The sequence below is a fragment of the Streptomyces musisoli genome (assembly GCF_016741855.1).
Lineage (GTDB): Bacteria > Actinomycetota > Actinomycetes > Streptomycetales > Streptomycetaceae > Streptomyces > Streptomyces musisoli.
Genome location: NZ_JAERRH010000130.1, coordinates 1 through 336, shown reverse-complemented (window position 1 = coordinate 336; position 336 = coordinate 1). Strand labels below are relative to the sequence as shown.

General features: G+C 72.9%; 1 protein-coding gene. It reads right to left on the bottom strand.

The features are described 5' to 3' along the window. On the bottom strand, positions 1-336 hold a 336-nt coding region (locus JK361_RS40780), incomplete at both ends, for an FAD binding domain-containing protein (protein WP_201828294.1).

The window sequence follows — 336 nt, the reverse complement described above, 5'->3', positions numbered from 1 at the left end:
CAGAGGTCGGCGACCGGCAACTCCCCAGGCCCGTCGACGGTTTCGAAGTGGACGACGGCGTCGAAGGCGGTGAGCGCGACGGCCATGTCCGAGGGGTGTACGGCCACGCAGTGCTCGGACGCGCCCAGGATCGCGTGGTTGTGGTGTTCGCCCTCGACGGCGGGGCAGCCGCTGCCGGGCACGCGCTTGTTGCAGGGCTGGGCGACATCGGTGAAGTAGCCGCAGCGGGTGCGCTGGAGCAGGTTCCCGCCGACCGTCGCCATGTTGCGCAACTGCCCCGACGCGCCGACCAGCAGCGCCTGGGCCAGCGCCGGGAAGCGGCGGCGGACCTCGGGG